Annotated in this window: 15 protein-coding genes; 6 read left to right on the forward strand and 9 right to left on the reverse strand. The window is 74.9% G+C overall.

Annotated features, from left to right (window positions below; translation table 11 throughout):
* Positions 1 to 54: 54 nt before the first annotated feature.
* The gene (locus tag BKA00_RS09980) at positions 55 to 399 is read left to right on the forward strand and encodes an RNA polymerase-binding protein RbpA (protein WP_185033953.1); all 345 of its coding nucleotides are present in this window, start codon (positions 55 to 57) and stop codon (positions 397 to 399) included.
* A gap of 97 nt (positions 400 to 496) precedes the next feature.
* Here the strand turns inward: BKA00_RS09980 and BKA00_RS09985 are convergent, their stop codons facing one another.
* Positions 497 to 1,162, reverse strand: a complete 666-nt coding sequence (locus BKA00_RS09985) for a response regulator (protein WP_185024646.1) — start codon at positions 1,160 to 1,162, stop codon at positions 497 to 499.
* Complete coding sequence (locus BKA00_RS39785; protein WP_221493088.1) at positions 1,159 to 2,166, reverse strand: histidine kinase; 1,008 nt, start codon at positions 2,164 to 2,166, stop codon at positions 1,159 to 1,161. Before BKA00_RS39785 ends, BKA00_RS09985 begins: the two co-directional genes overlap by 4 nt.
* Positions 2,167 to 2,301: 135 nt before the next feature.
* Between BKA00_RS39785 and BKA00_RS09995 the strand changes: the two genes are divergently transcribed.
* The 3 genes from BKA00_RS09995 to BKA00_RS40365 are packed head-to-tail and all read left to right on the forward strand — an operon-like array spanning position 2,302 to position 5,488.
* The gene (locus tag BKA00_RS09995) at positions 2,302 to 3,231 is read left to right on the forward strand and encodes an ABC transporter ATP-binding protein (protein WP_185024648.1); all 930 of its coding nucleotides are present in this window, start codon (positions 2,302 to 2,304) and stop codon (positions 3,229 to 3,231) included.
* Positions 3,228 to 4,682, forward strand: coding sequence for a DUF1349 domain-containing protein (locus BKA00_RS40360; RefSeq protein ID WP_185024649.1), 1,455 nt, complete (start codon positions 3,228 to 3,230; stop codon positions 4,680 to 4,682). The genes BKA00_RS09995 and BKA00_RS40360 overlap by 4 nt, the downstream gene beginning before the upstream one ends.
* Entirely contained in the window at positions 4,679 to 5,488 is an 810-nt protein-coding gene (locus BKA00_RS40365) for an ABC transporter permease subunit (RefSeq protein ID WP_185024650.1), read from the forward strand. The genes BKA00_RS40360 and BKA00_RS40365 overlap by 4 nt, the downstream gene beginning before the upstream one ends.
* 3 nt (positions 5,489 to 5,491) lie before the next feature.
* On the opposite strand, the gene BKA00_RS10010 is transcribed toward BKA00_RS40365, so the two are convergent.
* The 6 genes from BKA00_RS10010 to kamD all read right to left on the reverse strand — a co-directional run bounded on the left by BKA00_RS10010 (position 5,492) and on the right by kamD (position 11,987).
* A complete protein-coding gene (locus BKA00_RS10010) occupies positions 5,492 to 6,034 on the reverse strand; it encodes an FxsA family protein (RefSeq protein WP_230298850.1) in 543 nt (180 codons plus the stop codon).
* Between the two features lie 89 nt (positions 6,035 to 6,123).
* On the reverse strand, positions 6,124 to 6,870 hold the full coding sequence (locus BKA00_RS10015) for a polyprenol monophosphomannose synthase (RefSeq protein ID WP_185024651.1): 747 nt from the start codon (positions 6,868 to 6,870) through the stop codon (positions 6,124 to 6,126).
* Between the two features lie 5 nt (positions 6,871 to 6,875).
* Positions 6,876 to 8,552, reverse strand: a complete 1,677-nt coding sequence (lnt, locus tag BKA00_RS10020) for an apolipoprotein N-acyltransferase (protein WP_230298851.1) — start codon at positions 8,550 to 8,552, stop codon at positions 6,876 to 6,878.
* Between the two features lie 584 nt (positions 8,553 to 9,136).
* Positions 9,137 to 9,532 carry a 3-aminobutyryl-CoA ammonia lyase gene (gene kal / locus BKA00_RS10025; RefSeq protein WP_185024652.1) on the reverse strand — a complete coding sequence of 132 codons (396 nt, stop codon included), beginning with the start codon at positions 9,530 to 9,532 and terminating at the stop codon, positions 9,137 to 9,139.
* Positions 9,529 to 10,368, reverse strand: coding sequence for a lysine 5,6-aminomutase subunit beta (gene kamE, locus BKA00_RS10030; RefSeq protein ID WP_185024653.1), 840 nt, complete (start codon positions 10,366 to 10,368; stop codon positions 9,529 to 9,531). The genes kal and kamE overlap by 4 nt, the downstream gene beginning before the upstream one ends.
* Complete coding sequence (gene kamD, locus BKA00_RS10035; protein WP_185024654.1) at positions 10,365 to 11,987, reverse strand: lysine 5,6-aminomutase subunit alpha; 1,623 nt, start codon at positions 11,985 to 11,987, stop codon at positions 10,365 to 10,367. Before kamD ends, kamE begins: the two co-directional genes overlap by 4 nt.
* Before the next feature lie 273 nt (positions 11,988 to 12,260).
* Between kamD and BKA00_RS10040 the strand changes: the two genes are divergently transcribed.
* Both BKA00_RS10040 and BKA00_RS10045 read left to right on the forward strand, forming a co-directional pair.
* Positions 12,261 to 13,028: a bestrophin-like domain gene (locus tag BKA00_RS10040; protein ID WP_185024655.1), complete on the forward strand. Its 768-nt coding sequence runs from the start codon at positions 12,261 to 12,263 to the stop codon at positions 13,026 to 13,028.
* Positions 13,028 to 13,672: a hypothetical protein gene (locus tag BKA00_RS10045; protein ID WP_185024656.1), complete on the forward strand. Its 645-nt coding sequence runs from the start codon at positions 13,028 to 13,030 to the stop codon at positions 13,670 to 13,672. Before BKA00_RS10040 ends, BKA00_RS10045 begins: the two co-directional genes overlap by 1 nt.
* A 183-nt stretch (positions 13,673 to 13,855) precedes the next feature.
* On the opposite strand, the gene BKA00_RS10050 is transcribed toward BKA00_RS10045, so the two are convergent.
* On the reverse strand, positions 13,856 to 15,187 hold the full coding sequence (locus BKA00_RS10050; RefSeq protein WP_185033959.1) for a DUF2252 domain-containing protein: 1,332 nt from the start codon (positions 15,185 to 15,187) through the stop codon (positions 13,856 to 13,858).
* Between the last annotated feature and the right edge of the window lie 25 nt (positions 15,188 to 15,212).

Below are 15,212 nucleotides of genomic sequence, written 5' to 3' on the forward strand. Positions count from 1 at the left end.
GGTGTTCAGCGTTGGTCAGGGCAAGACCGCAAGCCGTCTGGGAGGCACGTGACGATGGCCGAGCGCGCACTTCGCGGCACCCGACTCGGAGCCACGAGCTACGAGAACGATCGCAACACCGATCTGGCCCCTCGCCAAGAGGTGGACTACACCTGTACCAAGGGCCACCGGTTCACCGTGACGCTCGCAGCCGAGGCCGAGGTGCCGATCACCTGGGAATGCCGCAGCTGCGGCGCCACGGCCCTGCGGGTCGACGGCGAGCTGCCCCAAACCAAGAAGGGAAAGCCGCCGAGGACCCACTGGGACATGCTCATGGAGCGCCGGACCCTGGAAGACCTGGAGGAGGTCCTGGCCGAACGCCTGGAGATCTTGCGCGCGGGGCGCAGGAAGTCCGCGTGAGCGGCTGACAGTTCTCGACGCGAGGGCCCGTACCGGCGGGGGTGCGGGCCTTCGCCATGCCCGCGGCCTGACGACCCGCCGGGCCCGTCCCGCCCGGTCACCGGCCCGCGCGGGGCAGCACCAGGCCGCTCTCGTAGGCGGCCACGACCGCCTGGACGCGGTCGCGCAGCCCGAGCTTGCGCAGGATCCGGCTGACGTGGGTCTTGACCGTCTCCTCCCCCACGACCAGCCGGCCGGCGATCTCCGCGTTGGACAGGCCCGCCGCGACCAGCCGCAGCACCTCGGTCTCGCGCGGGGTCAGCTCGCCCAGTGCCGGCCCAGGCGACGGCGGGCGCGGCCGCAGCCGCGCGAACTCCCCGATGAGGCGGCGGGTGACGGCCGGGGCCAGCAGCGCCTCCCCGGCGGCGACGACGCGGACGGCGTCGAACAGCCGCTCGGCCGTGACGTCCTTGAGCAGGAACCCGCTGGCGCCGGCGACCAGAGCGTCGTAGACGTGCTCGTCGAGGTCGAACGTGGTCAGCATCAGCACCCGCGGCGGGTCGGGCTCGGCGGTGACGCGGCGCGTGGCCTCGATGCCGTCCATGACCGGCATCCGCACGTCCATCAGCACGACGTCGGGACGATGGTCGCGGCACACCCGCACCGCGGCGGAGCCGTCGGCCGCCGACGCCACCACCTCCAGGTCCGGCTGGGTGCCCAGCAGGGCCCCGAACCCGGCGCGGACGACCTCCTGGTCGTCGGCCACCACGACGCGGACGCTCACGGCTCCTCCCCCAGCGGCAGCGTCGCCTCCACCAGGAACCCGCCGGCGGGCCCCGGGCCGGTGCGCAGGTCGCCGCCGACGGCGGCGGCGCGCTCGCGCATGCCGAGCAGCCCGTGCCCGGCCGGGCTCCCGCCGGGGCCGCCTGGGCCGGGGCCGTTGTCGCGGACGCTGACGCGCAGCGCGTCCGGGGCGTAGTCGAGCTCCACGTCGACGGCGGCGCCGGCCGCGTGCCTGCGGGCGTTGGTCAGGGCCTCCTGGACGATCCGGAAGGCGGCCAGCTCCAGCCCGGGATCCAGGGCCGCGACGTGCCCGCCGACGATCAGGCGGACGCCCGCGGCGCCCGACTCGCGGGTCTGGTCGACCAGGTCGAGGAGCTCCTGCAGGCCCGGCTGGGGACGGCGGGTCGGCTCGGCGCCGGCGTCCTCGCGCAGCACGCCGAGCAGCCGCCGCATCTCGGTGAGCGCGGTGCGGGCGGTGTCGCCGATGGCCAGCAGCCGCTTCGCCCCCTCCTCCGGCATGCCGGGGACCGCGAGCCGGGCCGTCTCGGCCTGCACGGAGATCATCGAGATGTGGTGGGCGACGACGTCGTGCAGCTCTCGGGCGATGCGGGCGCGCTCGCCGCGCGCCGTGTGCTCCAGCAGGGTGGTCTCGAACGCCCGCCGGGAGGCGTCGCGCGCGGCCGCCTCGGCGCGGCGCCGCAGGACGCGGCGGCGCGCCAGGACCGTCCAGACCGTGGCGAGGGCGGCGAGGGCGGCGACGGCCGGCCCCCGGTGCAGGACGCACGCCGCGGCCGCGGCGGCGGTGATCACGGCGGCGGCCGCCGGGCCCCGGTCGCGGACGGCCGCCAGGGGGAGCGTCGCGCACACGTCCACCACCAGTGCCAGCGCCAGGACCACGCCCGAGCCGTGGGTGCGGTAGACGGCCTCGGCGGCGGCGGCCGCGGCCAGGCAGCCGCCGGCCACCGGCCACCGCGCCCGCTCCGCGGTCCCGTCGCTGTCGCCCACGAACGCCATTGTGGCGCGGACGGCGCCGCGGCGGCGTCCCTCCCCCGGGGGACGCCCGGTCCCCCGCCCCCGCCCGCCAAGACGCCTCCCGGGCGTGACGACCCGCGGCGGCGGCGCTCCGTAGTGTCCCGGTCCATGGAAGCAACCATCGAAGTCCGGGCTCTGCGCAAGCGGTACGGGCCCACCCTCGCCGTGGACGGCCTGTCGTTCACCGTCGGCCCCGGGCAGGTCACCGGGTTCGTCGGCCCGAACGGCGCCGGCAAGTCCACCACCATGCGGATGATCATGGGGTTGGACCGGCCGGACGGCGGGACGGCGCTGGTCGGCGGCCGGCCCTACCGGTCGCTGCGGGCGCCGCTGTGCCGGCTCGGGGCGATGCTGGACGCGTCCGCGGTCCATCCGGCCCGCCGCGCCCGCGACCACCTGTTGTGGCTCGCGCACGCCAACGGGCTGCCGGTCCGGCGGGTGGACGAGGTGATCGGGCTGACCGGGCTGGCGAGCGCGGCCCGCCGCCGGGCGGGCGGGTTCTCCCTCGGCATGCGGCAGCGGCTCGGGATCGCCGCGGCGCTGCTCGGGGACCCGCCGGTGCTGATGTTCGACGAGCCGGTCAACGGCCTGGACCCCGAGGGCGTCACCTGGATCCGGGGGCTGCTGCGGTCGCTGGCGGCCGAGGGGCGCGCCGTCCTGGTCTCCAGCCACCTGATGGGCGAGCTGGAGGGCGGCGCGGACCACCTCGTGGTGATCGGGCGGGGCCGGCTGATCGCCGACACCAGGGTCGCGGACCTTCTGGAGGCCGCGTCCGGCGGCCGGGTGGAGGTGCGCACGGCCGAGCGCCGGGACGCCATGACCGTCCTGGCCCGCGCGGGCGCGACGGTGGCGGCGTCCGGCCCCGACGCCGTCACCGTCACGGGACTGGCCGCCGAGCGGGTCGTGGCGGTGCTCACCGAGGCCGGGGTGGGGTTCAGCGGTGTCGGTGAGCACCGCGCGTCGCTGGAGGAGGCCTACATGGAGCTGACCCGGGACGCGGTGGAGTTCCAGGCGGCGCAGGGGCGGGAGCCCCGGTGAGCGCCGCGGAGACCGCCGCGGCGGCGTCGTACCGCAGCACGGTCCAGGACAGGGCCCGCGACGGGTTCGGGCGGCTGCTGGCCGCCGAGTGGACCAAGCTGCGCACCGTCCGCCGCTGGATGCTGGCCCTGCCGGCGGCGGTGCTGCTGACCGTGCTGGTGGCGCTGCTCGCGGCGGCCGGGAGCCAGTCCACCGGCTCGGGCGGCGGGCCGTCCGACCCGGAACTCCTGCAGATCAACGACCTGGGCCACTACACCTACCGGCCGCTGGCGGGAGACGGCTCGGTCGTCGCGCGCGTCACCTCCCAGGAGGGCGGCGGCGCGTGGGCCAAGGCGGGCCTGATGGTCAGGGGGAGCACCAAGGGGGGCACCCCGTATGCGGCGCTGGCGGTGACGCCGGGGCACGGCGTCCGCCTCCTCAGCGGCTACAAGAGCGGCGGCGCCGGCGGCGGGACGGTCACCGTGCCGCGCTGGCTGAAGCTGACCCGCGCCGGGACCGACGTCACGGGCTACGCCTCGGCCGACGGCCGCGGCTGGAGCCGCGTCGGTTCCGTCCGGCTGAAGGGACTGCCGCGCACGGCCCTGGCGGGCGTGTTCGTGGCCGCCCCCGACGACGTCGAAGTGCGGCGCATGTTCGGCGGGGAGAGCATCTCAGGACGGCCCTCCTCCACGCGCGCGACGTTCGACCAGGTGGCGGTGTCGCCCGAGAGACCGGACGCCGCCTGGCAGGACCGCGCCGCCCCGGGCGGCCCGGCGGCCGACCCGTCCCTGGACGGCCGCACCGGGTCCGCGGGAACGCTGGCGCTCAGGGGCGTGGGCGACATCGGGCCCAACCTGTTCGCCGACGACGTCACCAGGACCACCCTGTCCGGCGCGCTGGTCGGGCAGGTCGCGATCGTGACGCTGGCGGTGCTGTTCGTGACGGCCGAGTACCGGCGCGGGATGCTGCGGACCACGTTCGCGGCAGCCCCGCGGCGCGGCCGGGTACTGGCGGCCAAGGCGGTCGTGGTGGGCCTGGCGTCGCTGGCGGCGGGGCTGGTCGCCGCGTTCGGTTCGGTGCTGCTCGCCGGGCCGGTGGAGCACGCGCACGGCCTCGCGGCGCCGTCCCTGGCCCACGGCGCGGTGCTGCGCGCGGTCACCGGGACGGGGGCCCTGTTCGCCCTGATCGCCGTGTTCTCGCTGGCGGTCGCGGTGATCGTGCGGCGCGGCGCGCCCGCGATCACGATCGTGCTGCTGCTTCTGATCGTCCCGCAGATCGTGGCGACCGGGCTGCCGCTGTCGGCGGCCCGGTGGCTGGAGCGCCTCACCCCGGCGGCCGGGTTCGCGGTCCAGCAGACCGTCGACCGCGCCGGCCAGTCGATCGGCCCGTGGGCCGGGCTCGGGGTGCTGTGCGCGTACACGGCGGCCGCGCTGGCCGCCGCCGCGTGGCTGGTCGGGAGGCGCGACGCATGACCGGCCGGGCGTGGACGGGCCTGCACGCGCTGCGCGCCGAGTGGACGAAGCTGCGCACGGTGCCCAGCACCGCGTGGCTCGCGCCGGCGCTGGCGGTGCTGGTCGCCGCGGTCGGCGCGGCGGTGACCGGGACGGTGGACACCGCGCACTGCACGGCCCCCGCCGGATGCGTGGAGGACACGCCGAAGCTGGCGCTGTCGGGTGTGCAGGTCGGGCAGGTGGCCGCGGTGGTCCTCGGGGTCCTGGCGGTCGGAGGCGAGTACGCCGCGGGGACGATCGCCGCGACGCTGGCGGCGGTACCGGGGCGGACCACCGTGCTGGCCGCCAAGGCCGCCGTGGTCGCGGGGCTCGTCGCCGCGGGCGGGACGGCCGGGGTGCTGGCGTCGCTGGCGGCCGGGCGGGGCGTCCTGCCCGGCAACGGCTTCACGGCCGCGAACGGCTACCCGCCGCTGTCGCTCGCCGACGGGCCCACCGCCCGCGCGGCCGCCGGAACCGTCCTCTACCTGGTGCTGGTGGCGCTGCTGGCCCTGGGGGCGGGGACGGTGCTGCGCGAGCAGGCGGTGGCGATCAGCGCGGTGCTGGCGCTGCTGTGGATCGTGCCGGTCCTCGTCCGGCTGGTCGGGGACGAGGAGTGGCGGGAGCGGCTGGAGAGGGTCTCCCCGATGACGGCGGGCCTGGCCGTCCAGGCGACGCGGGGCGTGGACCGGCTGCCGATCGGGCCGTGGGAGGGCCTCGGAGTGCTGGCCGCCTACACGGCCGCGGCGCTGGTGGCGGGCGGCGCCGCGCTCGCCGTCCGCGACGCCTGAGGGTCAGGCGCGCGACTTCCGGTCGCCGTGCCCGTCGGCGGCCTCGTCGTCGTGGAGGACCTCGCCGCGGACCACCGGTCCCGGCGGGGTCTCGACGCGTTCGGGCCCGGGCCGCCCTCCGAAGGGGTCGAACCCGGCCGCGCCGGGCGGGAACATGGTGGCGGCGCGCTCCTCGGCGGCCCGCATCCGCCGCGCCGCGAACGCCGACAGGGCGCGGCGGACGAGCGGGCGGGTGAACGGCAGCACGAACACGAGCCCGATCACGTCGGTGACGAAGCCGGGGACCAGCAGCAGCACGCCACCGGCCATGACCAGCGCCGCGTCCGCGACCTCCCGGTCGGGCAGCACCCCGCGCCGCGCCGTCTCCTGCAGGGCCCGCCACGCGCGGCGGCCCTCCCGGCGGACGATCCACGCGCCGAGCGCGGTCTCGGCGATCAGCAGGCCGACCGTGGGCCAGGCGCCGATCACCTCGCCGACCTGGATCAGCACGAAGATCTCCAGGACCGGCACCAGCAGGAGCGCCAGGACGATCAGCAGCGGCAGCATGGCTCCATCTTCGGGTTCGTCGAAAGCCTCTCCCCCGGTTCAACGCCGGGACGGCCCCGTTCGTTTCCCCGCGCCCGGCCCGGAGCGTCTCAGCCCGGGCCGCGGATCTTGCCGATGCGGTCGCTCATCCCCCACTGGGTGATGCGCAGCGCCGCCTCTGCCATCACGTCCCGGCTCATCTTGCTGGTCCCGTGGACCCGCTCGACGAAGGTGATCGGCACCTCGACCACGCGCAGCCCCTGCCGCAGGGCCCGCAGCGCCAGGTCGATCTGGAAGCAGTAGCCGCGCGAGTCGACGCCCTCCAGCCCGATCTTCTCCAGGGTCGCGGCGCGGAAGGCGCGGTAGCCGCCGGTGGAGTCGTGCAGCGGGATGCCGAGCATCACGCGGGCGTAGGTGTTGGCGCCGCGCGACAGCGCCTCGCGCCGCTTCGGCCAGTTGCGGACCCGGCCGCCGGGCACCCAGCGGGCGCCGATGACCAGGTCGGCGTCCTCCAGCGCCGCCAGCAGCCGCGGCAGCTCCTCGGGCTGGTGGGAGCCGTCGGCGTCCATCTCGACCATGACGTCGTAGCCGTGCTCGGCGGCCCATCGGAACCCGGCGATGTAGGCGGGGCCGAGGCCCTCCTTGCCCTGCCGGTGCAGCACCTTGATCTGCTCGTCCGCGGCCGCCATCGCGTCGGCGGCCTCGCCGGTTCCGTCGGGGCTCGCGTCGTCCACCACGAGGACGTCCACCGACGGGACGGCCTCGCGCACCCGCCCGGCGATGCGCTCGATGTTGTCCCGCTCGTTGTACGTCGGGATGATCACGAGCACCCGGCCGAGCCCGGCTGGGATCTCCATCGGCGTCAATTCCCCTCGTTCTTCCTGGCTGTCCATGCCGCCGCGCAGACCGCGCCGAGTCCGAGCAGCGCCAGCGCCCACTCCGGCGCCTCCCCCAGCCGGTCCGACGCCGTCCGCGACGTGCGCGCCGGGACGGACGCGACCTGGACGGCCGGGACGAACTCCCGGGACCGGTCGACCATCCGGCCGTCGGGGGCGACGATGGCGCTGATCCCGCTCGTCGCGGCTACCAAGATCGTACGGCCATGTTCGACCGCCCGCAGCCGCGACATGGCGATCTGCTGGGGCGGCAGGCTGGTCTTGCCGTAGGTGGCGTTGTTGGTCTGCACGACCAGCAGGTTCCCGCGCGAGACGTCGCGGACCTCCTTGTCGTAGGCGACCTCGAAGCAGATCACGTCGCCGATGTCCACCGGCCCGAGCTCCATCACTCCGGAGCGGTCGCCCTTGGCGAAGTCGCGGGGGATCCGCTCGAACCGGGTGATCAGCTTGGTCAGGACGTCGCGGAACGGCAGGTACTCGCCGAACGGGACGGGATGCCGCTTGACGTAGTAGTCGCCCGGGCCGGTCCAGGGGTCCCAGACGATGCCGCGGTTCTCGACCTTCTCCCCGTCGGGGGTGTCGGTGAGGGCGCCGACGAGGACGGGGACGCCGATGTCCTTCACCGCGCCGTCGATGGCGTTGTAGGCGTCGGGCTCGGTGTAGGGGTCCAGGTCGCTGGCGTTCTCCGGCCACACCACCAGCTCCGGCTTGGCGAGCCGCCCCGCGCGGACCCGCGCGGCCAGATCGTGGGTGGCCTTGACGTGGTTGTCCAGCACGGCCTTGCGCTGGCCGAGGAAGTCCAGGCCGAGGCGCGGCACGTTGCCCTGGACGACCGCGACCGTGACCGGGCGGCCGTCGGCGGGCGTGGGGATCAGCAGGCCTCCGCCGACGACGGCGCCGACCGCGGCCAGGCAGACCGCCGCGGGCAGCAGCGCCCGGCGGGGCCGAGGCGGCTTACCCGCGTCCCCGCCCTGGTGGACGGCGCCCTCGGAGCGGGCGCGGTGGACGGCCACCGCGGCGCAGGCGAGGAGCCCGCCGATCAGGGCCGTCAGGAACGTGACCAGCGGCGCGCCGCCGAAGGACGCGTAGGGGGTGAGAGGCGTGGCCGTCTGGCTGAACGCCAGCCGCGCCCACGGGAAGCCCCCGAAGGGCACGCGGCCGCGGACGAGCTCCTCCGCGACCCACAGCGCGGCCGTCCAGACCGGCCAGCCGGGAAGCCGGGTGACCACCGCGATCCCCGCGCCGAGGGGCAGGAAGTAGGCGGCCTCGACGAGGCTGAGGATGATCCAGCCGTCCGGGCCGATCCGGGAGATCCCCTCCAGCGCGGGGATGAAGAACGCCGCGCCGGCGAGGAAGGCGAGCCAGGCGCCGGTGCGGGCGGTCCGGCCGATCAGCACGAGGGTCAGCAGCGCGACGCCGACCGGCGCGAGGGGCGTGAGGTCGAACGGGGGGAGGGCCGGCCACATCAGCAGCCCGGCCGCCGCGGCCAGCAGCGTGCGGGGCCAGCCCGCGCGGCCGCCGGAGCGCAGGCCGCGCCGCAGGCGGCCGAGCCGCCCGCTCGGCGCCCCGGCGCCGGGCTCGCCGCCCGGGCCGTCGCCCGGCCCCGCCGCCGGCGACCGGTCCGGGAGGGTCTCCTGGGCCACGTCCCACCTCGTTCACTCGGGTCTCTTCCGGAACGCTACCGGCCCCGGGCGCCCGCGGCGACCATGGGCCCAGGTCGCGGCGGAAGCGGACGGCTCACCCGCTGCGGGGCGGAGGCCGTGGAGGGCCCGGGCACGGGGCCGCATTGGGCCGCACTGGGCTGCACGGGGGCCGGACACGGAGGAGGGCCCGCGACATCCGTCGGGCCGGAGTCGTCCCACAGGCGGTGAGAACGAGGCTCCGTTTTCTACTGGATGTCCGGGCCCTTCCCGGGTCCAACCCCCCGCACGATCGGACGGCTCCGCCCGGACACGGCCGCGGATCACCGCGCTGGCTCGGGCGGGCACGGTGGCCGACCACTCGCGTGGTCCCCCGTTCCCGTCGCGGCGCGGCGCCCGGCGGCCCCTCAGGCGGCCGATCGGTGAGTCCCGTGCTGGACTGCAGCAAAACTACCGGCTTCCGCCACCTTGTCAACCGCCGCATGTTCTGCGGCGACTCCATGTCGTCCCAGCTCAAAACCATGATCAGGGCGTTCGGCGATTTCGCCTGACGCCCTGCCGATCACGGTTCCGCCGCGGGGCGCCGGTCAGCCTCCCGGGGCCGGGACCACGACGGTCCCGGTCGCGGTGACCGCGACGATCGGCTCGGGCAGCGCCTCGGCCGCCGACTCGCCCTTGTCGGGGCGGCCCCGGCACACCACGCGGGCCTCGAAGTCCATCACGCGGCTGCGGGTGCCGGCGCGGGCCAGCACGGCGGTGGTCTCCAGGACGTCCCCGGCCCGGACCGGCGCGCGGAACTGCACGTCGGAGTAGGACGCGAACAGGCCCTCGTCGCCGTCGGTACGGACGCACAGCTCCGTGGCGACGTCCCCGAAGAGGCCCAGCACGTAGGCGCCGTCGACCAGGTCGCCGGCGTAGTGGGCGTGCGAGTAGGGGATGTAGCGGCGGTGGGTGACGGTCAGTCCCTCACGGGGGTCGCTCACTCTTCCTCCATGGTCGTGGACCCGTGCTCGCCGGGCAGCAGGGCGTGCACGAGGTAGCTGGCGACCTCGGCGGGCGTCGTGCCCTTGCCGAAGATGCGGTCGACGCCGAGGTCGTCCTCGGTGACGGTGTCGAAGCGGGGGCCGCCGACGACCAGCAGGGGCCGCCCCATGCCCCCGGCCACCGCGGTCGGGTACTCGGCGTGGAACGCCGCGGCCATCTGCTTGGTGTTGTGCAGGTGGGCGTTGCGCTGGGTGACGACCTGTGACACCAGGACCGCGTCGGCGTTCTCGGCCTTGGCGCGCTCCACCAGCTCCTCGACCGTGACCTGGGCGCCCATGTTGACGACCTGGATCTCCCGGTAGTACTCCAGGCCCTTCTCCCCCGCGAAGCCCTTGACGTTGAGGATCGCGTCGATCCCGACGGTGTGCGCGTCGGTACCGATGCACGCCCCGACGACGACCAGCCGCCGGTTCAGCGCCTCGCGGATCGCCAGGTTCACCTCCTGCGACGACAGCAGCGGGTAGGCGCGCTCCTCCGGGACGGGGATGGAGGCGTAGTCGATGAGGTGCCGCACCTTGCCGTACACGATGAAGAAGGTGAAGTCGGGCCCCATCGGCTTGGCGTGGACGACGCTGGCCGGGTCCAGGCCCATCTTCCCGGCGAGCTGCAACGCGGCCGCCTCGGCGCGCTTGCCGGCGGGGACGGGAAGCGTGAACGACATCTGCACCATGCCGTCGCCCGTGGTGTCGCCGTAGGGGCGGATCACCTGCCGGGTGTCGGCGGGCTCGGCGGGGGCCTGGGTCCCGGTACCGGTTCCGGGGCTCTCGACCGTCATGCGGGCACCTCCTGGTCGGCGGCGATGGATCGGGCGGCGTGGGGGTCCTCGGTGTCGAGGATCTCGATGGCGGGATTGAAGTACCCGTCGGCGCGCGTGACGACGCCGTCCAGGCCCTTGCCGCCGTCGGCGGGGCGGCGGGTGACGCCGAACGTGCCCTCGGCGATGGCCTCGAGCAGTCCGTCGTCGGCGATGCGCTCCAGCAGCTCCACCGACTCCGACAGCACCTGCTTGGCGCGCTGGACGAGCATCCCGTCCGGGCGGGGCATGAAGTCCTCGGAGAGGTTCCCGCAGGCGTCCCGGACGTAGCGGACGTTCTCCAGCGCCAGGTCGCGGTCCGACAGCCAGGGGGTGTGGATGCCCTCGGTCATCATCCCGATCAGGATGATCGACTGCCCGGTCAGCACGCCGGCGAGGTTGAAGAACGCGTCCAGCAGGTAGCCGGCGAAGATGTTGCCGGTCATGTGCTTGGTCGGCGGCATGTACTTCAGCGGCGCGCCTGGGAACAGCTCCCGGACGAGCTGGGCGTGCGCCAGCTCCATCCGGAACGACTCGGGGATCGCCGGGTTGATCTCGAAGGCGTGGCCGAGGCCGAGCTGGTCGTCGGCCAGGCCCGCCTCGTGCCCGAACCGCTCGTTCAGCAGCTGGCTGACCACCACGGTGTGCGCGGCGTCGACGGCGTCGGCGGTGGTGAGGTAGTTGTCCTCGCCGGTGTTGATGACGATGCCGGCGCGGGCGTGGATCTGCCGGGAGAACCGCTGGTCGATGAAGGTGCGGCGGGGGTTGATGTCGCGGAAGATGATGCCGTACATGCAGTCGTTCAGCATCATGTCCAGGCGCTCCAGCCCGGCCAGCGTCGCGATCTCCGGCATGCACAGCCCGGAGGCGTAGTTCGTCAGCCGCACGTACCGGCCGAGCTCGCGGGAGACGTCGTCCAGGGCCGCGCGCATCAGCCGGAAGTTCTCCCGGGTGGCGTAGGTGCCGGCGTAGCCCTCCCGGGTGGCGCCCTCGGGCACGAAGTCCAGCAGCGACTGCCCGGTGGAGCGGATCACCGCGACGACGTCGGCGCCCTCGCGCGCGGCGGCCTGCGCCTGCGGGATGTCCTCGTAGATGTCGCCGGTCGCCACGATCAGGTAGACCAGCGGCCGCGGCGGGTCGGCCCGGTCGGGGGTGGGCAGTTCGGCCAGCAGCCGGTCGCGCTCGGCGCGGCGCCGGTCGATGCGCGCCATGCCGCCGCGGGCCGCCTCGCCCGCGGCCTTGCGGGCGTGCTCGGCCTCGGTGCCCGCCGGCAGCCGGAACGACACCCGCCCCCGGGCCGCGGCGCGGGCCAGGTCGTCCAGGGAGCCGTGCGGGCCGGCCAGCAGCGCGTCCCACACCGGCAGGGCGAGCCCGTGCTCCAGGCCGACCTGGTCGCGGACGGCGTCGGCGAGGTGGTTGGCCCAGGGCCGCCCCTCATCGTCGGCGCCGGTCAGTCCCGCCAGCCGCAGCAGCGCCCGCTCGACCGAGACGGTGGTGTGGGAGCGGGCCATGTCGATGATGGGTTCGGCGGCCCGGGCGGCCAGGCGCCGGGCGGTGCGCACCGCCTCCGGGTCGAGGTCCAGCTTTCCCTGCGGCGCCATTGCCGTCTCCCCTCACGCGGCCGCCCCTCTCAGGCCGGTCCTAACAATCATCCTTCATACCGAGTTCTCTACGGGAGATCTTCCGGTACGGACACCGTATTCCACAAGAACTACCACCAGATCTCCCCACCTTCCGTCGGCGGGCAGCCCCATCTTCCCTCTCCGAGCGGTCACCTCACCGCCAGGTGACGGTCTGCGAAAACCCATCCCGCAACGACTCTGAGTAAAGCTATGCTCACCGCTGGTCATGGACGGACCGATTCCGGGAGGGGCATGATCTTTTATTTCGCGGCCGCGGCCTGCGCCGTCGGCGTGGTCATCGTGGCGAGCCGGCTGGTACGGAACACGCGCGGGACCGTGGACGACGCCGCCCCCGACGGCGCCACCTCCTCCCATACCGGGGCGATGCTGTCCGCGCTGTTCCTGCTGGCGTTCGCCATCGCCATCGTCGTGCCGTGGACCACGTCGGACGCCGCCCGCTCCAACACCTACACCGAGAGCCAGGCGATCGCCGAGGCGTACTGGGCCGCCCAGCGCCTCCCGGCGGCCGACGCGCGGCGCGTCCAGGACGGGCTCATCGCCTACGTCGAACTCGTGCGCGGCCCCGAGTGGCGGCTGATGAAGAACGGCCGCCTCACCTCCCGCGGCTGGGCCGACCTCGACCGGCTGCGCCGCGAGGTCATCGCCGTCCAGGCCGGCACCGACGAGGCCAAGGACGCCCGCAGCGCCGTCCTGGACCACCTCGGCGAGATCTCCGCGGCGCGGAGGCAGCGCGCCATGGACGCCCGGACGACGCCGCCCGCCGGCCTGCTCGGCGTCACCCTCGTCACCGGTGTCGTCGTCCTGCTGCTGCCCTTCCTCGCGGGCGCGCGCCCGCGCGGCATGGCGCTGGTGCCGCTGTCGCTGATGGCGGCGCTGCTCGCCGCCGGGGCCTACCTCACCGTCGACGTCTCCCACGTCTTCACCGGCGCCCTCGCCGTCGGGCCCGAGGCGTTCACCGGCCTGCACGCCGACCTGCTGCGCATCGCGGGAGGCGGCTGATGCGCCGCCGCCCCGCCCCGACCGCCGGGGCCCGGCGGGCCCGCGCCCTGCCGGTGCGCGCACCGGCGCTCCGCAGGCCGACGCGCCGGACGCTGCCGGGCCTCGCCCTGCCCGCGCTGACACTGCCCACCGTGCTGCTCGGCCTCCCCGCCGCCGCGCACGCCGACCCGACGCCGACGCCCCTGATCAGCCTGTGCGTCGACATCGAGATCGGCACCGGTTCCGCCGACGGCTGCGAGCCCCCGGACACCGCCCCGCCACCGCCCCCGCAGGAGCCGCCCCCCGGCACCCCCGAACCGCCGGAGCCGCCGCCGCCTCCACAGGCTCCGCCGGAGCCGCCGCCGAAACCAGCGCCTCCCGCTCCCCCGGCGCCCGAACCGCCGGCCCCGGCCCCGCCGCCGGCGGCGGCCCCGAAGCCGCGGCCCGCGCCCGACGCGCCCCGCGCGCCGGTCCCGCCTCCGCGCACGCGCCCCGAACCGGCACCGCCCAAGAAGGCCAAGAAGCCCGCACCGGTGCGGGCGCACGCGGCACCCCGCCCGAAGAAGGCACCCCCGCAGCGCCGCGACCCGCTGCGCTCCTCACTCGTGCTGGTCGTCATCGCCGTCGTCATCAGCGCCGGCACCGCCATCGCCTTCGCCCACTGAGCCCGACCGCCGCCCGGCCCGCGGATCGCGCACGGCGTCGCCCGGCTCGCCTCCGCGCTGGTCGCCTCCCAGCACGGGACGCTGGAGGACACCGCCGACGGAGTCATGGCCCTGCTGTCCGACCAGCGGGGCCACGACGACATCGCGCTGCTCCTGATCCGCCCCGGCGGGCCCTGACCCGCCCTACAGGCCGGGGATCTCGTGGTTGCGGAACGCGTCCACGAAGTAGGTGTGGTCCTCCCGGACGATCTCGGCGTACTCGGTGCCGAACGCCACCATCGCCTCCACGAACGCCGACTCGTCCGGGCCGATCACCGCGTCGATGGCGTCCTCGACCTGGAACCCGACCAGGGTGTGGTCGGAGTCGGTGTCGGACACGCAGTGCACCTTGGCGGTGGCGCGGCCCAGGTCGTCCAGCACCGACAGCATGTCCTCGGGCTCGGTGAGGCCGCTCCAGTCCAGGTCCTCCTCGTAGGGCGACAGCTCCTGCACGACGTAGCCGACGCCGCCGATGCGGGTGTGGCCGAGCCACGGGTCGCTGTTGGCCTGCAGCGCGCGCCGCGACACGGCGGTGCGGTGCCCGTGGTGCTGGAAGTACTCGCGGATGCGGGGGTCGTCGACGACCCGGCTGGCGGCGGCGACGTTGCCCTGCTTCATCGACAGGACGACATCGTTCTCCAGCGCCTGGGTGTTGCCCTCGACGAGGATGTTGTAGGCCGACAGGCCCGCGGAGCCGATGCCGAACCCGGACGCGCCGACGATGTCCTTGATCTCATAGGTGAGGCTGCCGAAGCGCTTCTCGTGCGGGATCGTCTTGAGGTACTCGGCGTAGGCGGCCTCGACCTCGGCGCGCTCGGCGTCGTCCAGCCGGCGGACGCCGGGGCGGTCGCGGAACCGGCGTTCGGCACCGGACACGACGGTCATGCCCTCCAGCAGCCCGGTCCGGGTGCCGCCCATCGCGGCGACCAGCACGTCGCGGACGTAGCCGTCGGTGGTGTCGAGCGTCAGCGCGAACTTCTCGTCGCCCTCGTGCGCGGCGAACCTGCGGACCTGGTCGACGTAGGCGCGCACGTAGGTCTCGATGAGCCGGCGGATGTCGGCGTCGGAGATCGCCTTCTGCCACGCCAGCAGCGCCAGGCTGGCGACCAGCCGCTTGACGTCCCAGGTGAAGTGGCCGACGTAGGCCTCGTCGTAGTCGTTGACGTCGAAGACGAAGACGCCGTCGTCGTTCATGTAGGTGCCGAAGTTCTGCGCGTGCAGGTCGCCCTGGATCCACACGCGGGACGTGCGCTCGTCGGCCCACGGGTCGTCGTCGTGCACGATGTCGGCGTAGAACAGGCAGGCGCTGCCCCGGTAGAACGCGAACGGGTCGGAGGCCATCTTGCGGAAGCGGCGGCGGAACTCGGCGGGGCTGCGCTCCATCAGGTCCGAGAACGCGTCGACCAGGACGTCGACGATCTGCGCCTGGCGCTCCTTGGGATCCCGCCCGCGCAGTTCCTCGGTGATGATCGCCATGCTCTCTCCCTCGATGATCGGACGG

Origin of the sequence: Actinomadura coerulea (genome assembly GCF_014208105.1) — a bacterium.
GTDB lineage: Bacteria > Actinomycetota > Actinomycetes > Streptosporangiales > Streptosporangiaceae > Spirillospora > Spirillospora coerulea.

Coding starts and splice junctions, on each gene's coding strand:
- BKA00_RS09980 (WP_185033953.1), top strand. CDS start 55: ATGGCCGAGCGCGCACTTCGCGGCACCCGACTCGGAGCCACGAGCTAC.
- BKA00_RS09995 (WP_185024648.1), top strand. CDS start 2,302: ATGGAAGCAACCATCGAAGTCCGGGCTCTGCGCAAGCGGTACGGGCCC.
- BKA00_RS40365 (WP_185024650.1), top strand. CDS start 4,679: ATGACCGGCCGGGCGTGGACGGGCCTGCACGCGCTGCGCGCCGAGTGG.
- BKA00_RS10010 (WP_230298850.1), bottom strand. CDS start 6,034: ATGCTGCCGCTGCTGATCGTCCTGGCGCTCCTGCTGGTGCCGGTCCTG.
- BKA00_RS10015 (WP_185024651.1), bottom strand. CDS start 6,870: ATGGAGATCCCAGCCGGGCTCGGCCGGGTGCTCGTGATCATCCCGACG.
- kamE (WP_185024653.1), bottom strand. CDS start 10,368: ATGACGGTCGAGAGCCCCGGAACCGGTACCGGGACCCAGGCCCCCGCC.
- kamD (WP_185024654.1), bottom strand. CDS start 11,987: ATGGCGCCGCAGGGAAAGCTGGACCTCGACCCGGAGGCGGTGCGCACC.
- BKA00_RS10040 (WP_185024655.1), top strand. CDS start 12,261: ATGATCTTTTATTTCGCGGCCGCGGCCTGCGCCGTCGGCGTGGTCATC.
- BKA00_RS10045 (WP_185024656.1), top strand. CDS start 13,028: ATGCGCCGCCGCCCCGCCCCGACCGCCGGGGCCCGGCGGGCCCGCGCC.
- BKA00_RS10050 (WP_185033959.1), bottom strand. CDS start 15,187: ATGGCGATCATCACCGAGGAACTGCGCGGGCGGGATCCCAAGGAGCGC.